The 5,007-nt window shown below is 74.0% G+C and carries 6 protein-coding genes; all 6 read left to right on the top strand.

Annotated elements, in window-relative coordinates:
• The first annotated feature begins 148 nt into the window (after window positions 1-148).
• Window positions 149-1,003, top strand: a complete 855-nt coding sequence (locus tag ACFV5N_RS24565) for an SOS response-associated peptidase (RefSeq protein ID WP_385603787.1) — start codon at window positions 149-151, stop codon at window positions 1,001-1,003.
• A 295-nt stretch (window positions 1,004-1,298) separates the two neighbouring features.
• Complete coding sequence (locus ACFV5N_RS24570; protein ID WP_385603800.1) at window positions 1,299-1,958, top strand: sigma-70 family RNA polymerase sigma factor; 660 nt, start codon at window positions 1,299-1,301, stop codon at window positions 1,956-1,958.
• Window positions 1,955-2,269 carry a mycothiol system anti-sigma-R factor gene (gene rsrA / locus ACFV5N_RS24575; protein WP_385603790.1) on the top strand — a complete coding sequence of 105 codons (315 nt, stop codon included), beginning with the start codon at window positions 1,955-1,957 and terminating at the stop codon, window positions 2,267-2,269. Before ACFV5N_RS24570 ends, rsrA begins: the two co-directional genes overlap by 4 nt.
• A 168-nt stretch (window positions 2,270-2,437) precedes the next feature.
• Complete coding sequence (locus tag ACFV5N_RS24580) at window positions 2,438-3,718, top strand: HD-GYP domain-containing protein (RefSeq protein ID WP_385603793.1); 1,281 nt, start codon at window positions 2,438-2,440, stop codon at window positions 3,716-3,718.
• Window positions 3,715-4,419 (top strand): HD-GYP domain-containing protein, encoded by a 705-nt coding sequence (locus ACFV5N_RS24585; RefSeq protein WP_385603796.1) that lies wholly within the window; start codon window positions 3,715-3,717, stop codon window positions 4,417-4,419. The genes ACFV5N_RS24580 and ACFV5N_RS24585 overlap by 4 nt, the downstream gene beginning before the upstream one ends.
• 83 nt (window positions 4,420-4,502) lie before the next feature.
• Window positions 4,503-5,007, top strand: a 505-nt coding sequence (locus ACFV5N_RS24590) for a tetratricopeptide repeat protein (RefSeq protein ID WP_385603798.1), incomplete at its 3' end; no start/stop codon positions are given.

Here is a 5,007-nt window from a genome sequence, read left to right on the forward strand (position 1 = left end):
CCGCCTGATCACCACCGGCTGTTCGCGACCGCCCGGACAGCTCCGCCTGTCCGCGACCCGGCCGGTCACCGATCGACCACCACGCATCACCGACCGTGTGCGCCGGGGCCCGTCACCGTACGGACCCCGGCGCATTACGCTGGATCACATGTGCGGACGGTACGCGGCCAGCAGAAGCCCGGAGGATCTCGCGTCGATCTTCGACATCGAGCGCTGGGAGCCGTCCGAGGCCCTGCCCGCCGACTGGAACGTGGCCCCCACCAAAGAGGTGTACGCGGTCCTCGACCGCCCCCTCAAGGGCGCGGGCCCCGAGCCGGTGCGCCAGCTGCGGGTGCTGCGCTGGGGTCTGATCCCCTCCTGGGCCAAGTCCCCGGAGTCCGCCGCCAAGATGATCAACGCGAGGTCCGAGACCGTCCACGAGCGCGCCTCCTACCGCCGCGCCTTCGCCGCCCGCCGCTGTCTGCTGCCGGCCGACGGCTACTACGAATGGGCCACCGGGGACGAGGAGCGCACCGAGGAGGTCAAGGGCAAGCGCAAGCGGCCCCGCAAGCAGCCGTACTTCGTCACCCCGGCCGACGGCTCGGTGATGGCGCTGGCGGGCCTGTACGAGTTCTGGCGCGACGCCACCCTCCCCGAGGACCATCCGCGCGCCTGGTGGGTCACCTGCACGGTCCTCACCACCGAAGCCGAATCCACCCCGCTGGCCGACGCCCCGCCCGGCGACCCGCAGTCCGCCGGCCCGGCCGTCGGCGGCGCCGCCAAGGGCCCGCGCACCCTCGCGGACATCCACCCCCGGATGCCGCTCATGCTGCTGCCGGACCGCTGGGACGCCTGGCTCGACCCGTCCCGCACCGACCCCGAGGAGATCCGGGGCCTGCTCACCCCGCCCCCGGCGGGCACCGTCCGTGCCTACCCCGTCACCCGCGACGTCAGCAACGTACGGAACAACGGCCCCGAGCTGGTCGCCGCCCTGCCCGCCCCCGAGGAGGAAACGCTCTTCTGAGCGGCGGACGGCGGACGCGCCCCGCCCCCGCCGGGCCCGGGAATGCGCCGCCCGCCCGGTGTGTTGTGCCCTGCGTACGCGCGTACAGCACGCCGACGAGAGAGCGGAGACGTCCCCCATGGGATCCATCAGCTGCCCGACCCGACCGCGGCGGCCGGCCGCCGCCGAGGTGGACTGGGCGACGCTGGCACTGGCCGCCGACCGGTCCTCCCGACCGGCGGAGAACACCGTCCGTCGTCTATCCTCCGAAACGGGCGGACCCGTGCCCGGGTTCGTCGCCTTCCCGGCGGAGGAGGTGGGTCAGGTCACCGGTACGGACGACAACGCGTCGCAGGACGAGACGGTGCGCGCGACCGAGAGCGAGGCGGAACGCAACGCCCGCTTCGAGCGCGACGCCCTCGGCTTCCTCGACCAGATGTACTCGGCCGCGCTGCGCATGACGCGCAACCCCGCCGACGCGGAGGACCTGGTGCAGGAGACCTACGCCAAGGCGTACGGCTCGTTCCACCAGTTCCGTGAGGGCACCAACCTCAAGGCGTGGATGTACCGCATCCTCACCAACACCTTCATCAACTCGTACCGCAAGAAGCAGCGCGAGCCGCAGCGCAGCGCCGCCGAGGACATCGAGGACTGGCAGCTGGCCCGCGCCGAGTCGCACATGTCGACCGGGCTGCGCTCGGCCGAGTCGCAGGCGCTCGACCACCTGCCGGACTCCGATGTGAAGCAGGCGCTCCAGGCGATCCCGGAGGAATTCCGCATCGCCGTTTATCTCGCGGATGTCGAGGGCTTTGCCTACAAGGAGATCGCCGACATCATGGGGACACCCATCGGCACGGTGATGTCCCGGCTGCACCGCGGCCGGCGGCAGCTGCGCGACATGCTCAGTGATTACGCCCGTGAGCGTGGCCTGGTCCCGGCCGGCACGGGCGGGGCACAGGAAGGCTCTGGCTCATGAGTGGCGACCCGTCGCGTCCCACGGACTGTTCCGAGGTCCTCGGGCATCTCTACGAGTATCTCGACAAGGAGATGCCGGATGTGGACTCCGCGAAGTTCCAGGAGCACATCGAGGAGTGCCGGCCCTGCCTGGCCGAGTACGGCCTCGAGGAGTCGGTGAAGAAGCTGGTCAAGCGGTGCTGCGGCCACGACGAGGTACCGGCGGACCTGCGCGCCAAGGTGCTGGACCGGATCGAGCTGATCCGGGGCACCGGGCCCGGGCAGACGGCGGCGGGCGGCGGCGCGGTGCCCCCGGCGGCGACGGCCGACTGAGCGGGCGCACGCCCGGCCCGGGCTGCTCCACTTTCACTTCCTTCACCCCACTTTCACTCGATCGGGTGAGTATGGCGGCGTTCTGCCAGGACTGACCCGCAAACTCCCCCCGCGTCCACCGGCTCGCGCTCTATCCTCCCCGGGACACCCAGGGGAGGAGGAACCACGATGCCGCACCTCGGGGAGGCCGTCGCGGCCCTGCCGTGGACCCAGTTCCTCCCGCTGGTCGTCCTCGGCACGCTCTGCCGCTACCTGCCCAGCTGCCGCTTCTTCGGCCACCGCGTCCCCCCGGAGACCGCCTCCTACGGCGCCCTGCTGTTCACCGGCGTCTTCCTGCTGCCACCCGCGCTGGCCGCACTCGCGCCCGTACCCGGCGCGCTGCTCGGCCGCCCGCCCGCCGAGGGGCGCTTCCGGCACACCGTGCGCCTCATGGTCACCGCGGCGGCGGGCGCCTACTGCTTCCGGCTGCTCACCGAGGGCCTGCTCGGCGACGCTCTGCCGCTGCCCGGCGGCACCGACCCCGGCCACTCCCAGCCGGCCGCCGCGCCGCTCACCATCACCCTGCTCCCGGCGCTCATCGCAGTCCTCACCTGCGCCGCCGCCGACCGGGCGCTGGGCGGCAGCCGCAGCGCCTCCGCCGTCCTGCTGGGCCACCTGCCGTACGGGCTGCTGGGGCTGGTGGCCGCCACCCTGTGGCACGCCGTCCCCGCCCCCGGGCTGCTGGGCGCGCTCGCGGTGCTGGCCCCCGGCTACATCTGCTGCTGGGTCCTGGCCCGCTCCCGGCACCTGGACGCCGCGCACCGGGCCACCGTCGCCGCGCTCGTCCAGGCCGTCGACCTCAAGGACCGGTACACCCGCGGCCACAGCGAACGCGTCGGCCACGCCGCCGCCCTGATCGCCGGGGAACTCGGCCTGGACGCCGAACGCACCCACGCGCTGCGCACCGCCGGCGCCCTCCACGACATCGGCAAGCTGGCCGTCCCCACCCGCACCCTCCGCAAGGAGGGCCCCCTCGACGACGAGGAGTGGCGCCAGATCCGCCGCCACCCCGAGTACGGCCACGCCATCGTCCGCGGCATCCCGGTGCTCGGCGAAGCCGTGGACGCCGCGCTCCACCACCACGAGAGCTACGACGGCAGCGGCTACCCGGCCGGTCTCGCCGGGCGGCGCATCCCCGAGGCCGCCCGGATCGTGGCCGTGGCCGACGCCTTCGACGCCATGACCTCCACCCGCAGCTACCGGCGCGCCCGCCCGGTCGGCGAGGCGCTCGCCGAACTGCGGCGCTGCGCCGGTACCCAGTTCGACCCGAGGATGGTGGCCGCGCTGAGCCGCGCGCTGGAGCGGCACGGGTGGCCCTACACCGAGGCCCCGCGCCGTAACGTCCCCGGCGCCAGGCCCGCCGCGGAACCCGTGCCCCTGCCCGACGAGCAGCCGGGCGCCCGCGCATGAACTGGTCCGCGTTACGGCTGCTGCGCGCCGACCCGCCCGCCGCCACCGCGCTGGCCCTGGCCGTGGCGGGCGGGGTGGCCGCGCTGGTGCTGGGCACGGTGTACGCCCGCTGGTGGGCGGCGCCGCTGTTCAGCGCGCCGCTGCTGATGACGGCGCTGGTCTTCCGCCGCTACGCGGCGGTACGCGCCACCTACCGGCAGACGATCAGGGCGCTGGCCCGGGCCACGGAGGTCGCCGGGTACACCCCCGAGGGGCACGCCCAGCGGGTGGCCGCCCTCGCGCGCGCCACCGGGCGCGCGCTGCGGGTGCGCGGGCACCGGCTCACCGCACTGGAGTACGCCGCGCTGCTCCACGACATCGGCCAGCTCTCCCTCTTCGAGCCGCTGCCCGACGGTGCCACCGTCGCCCTGCCAGCCGCCCGGCGCCGGGCCATCGCCGCCCTGGGCGCCACGGTGGCGCGCGAGGCGGGTGCGGGAGAGACCATCGCGCACACGGTGGAGCTCCAGGCCGAGCCGTACCGGGAGCAGCCGCTGGCGGCCCGGATCGTCCGCACCGCCAACGCCTACGCGGACCTGGCCCCGCCGCACCGCCCCTGCGCGGAGCGGGCGCTGAGCGCGCTGGAGCGGGAGGCCGGCACCGAGTACGACCCCGAAGTCGTCCGGGCCCTCGCACAGATCGTCTCGCGCGGGGCGGTCGCCTGACCCATGCTGTGGTTGGATGCGCCCTGAGGCGGACAGGAGAACGACGACGTGCACATCACCCAGCGGGAATCAGGCAGGACACCGTGAGGATCTTCGGCAGAGTCCGGCAGCGTCCGTCGACCGACTGGCGACTGGCCACGAACCGGGCTTTCACCCTCATCGACGACGGCCGGTACGAGGACGCGGGCGCGCTCCTCACCCGTGCCGCCGATCTGGAGCCATGGCTGTCCGAGTCCTGGTTCAACCTGGCGCTGCTGCACAAGTTCCGCCACGACTGGGAGCAGGCGCGCTCCGCGGGCCTGCGGGCCGTCGCGCTGCTGGAGCGGGACACCGGAGCCCCGGACTGGTGGAACGTCGGCATCGCCGCCACCGCGCTCCAGGACTGGCCGCTGGCCCGCCGGGCCTGGCAGGCGTACGGGCTGGCCGTGCCGGGCGCCGGGACGGTCGCCGACGAGCCGCTGGGCATGGACCTGGGCGGGGCGGCCGTACGGCTGTCCCCGGAGGGCGAGGCGGAGGTCGTGTGGGGCCGCCGCCTCGACCCGGCCAGGATCGAGATCCAGAACATCCCCTGTCTCTTATACACATCTC

Source organism: Streptomyces sp. NPDC059853, assembly GCF_042731495.1.
Classification (GTDB): domain Bacteria; phylum Actinomycetota; class Actinomycetes; order Streptomycetales; family Streptomycetaceae; genus Streptomyces.

What these genes read in the sequence shown, in the direction of transcription:
- ACFV5N_RS24580 (WP_385603793.1), top strand. Translation starts at nt 2,438, where the DNA reads ATGCCGCACCTCGGGGAGGCCGTCGCGGCCCTGCCGTGGACCCAGTTC.
- rsrA (WP_385603790.1), top strand. Translation starts at nt 1,955, where the DNA reads ATGAGTGGCGACCCGTCGCGTCCCACGGACTGTTCCGAGGTCCTCGGG.
- ACFV5N_RS24565 (WP_385603787.1), top strand. Translation starts at nt 149, where the DNA reads ATGTGCGGACGGTACGCGGCCAGCAGAAGCCCGGAGGATCTCGCGTCG.
- ACFV5N_RS24585 (WP_385603796.1), top strand. Translation starts at nt 3,715, where the DNA reads ATGAACTGGTCCGCGTTACGGCTGCTGCGCGCCGACCCGCCCGCCGCC.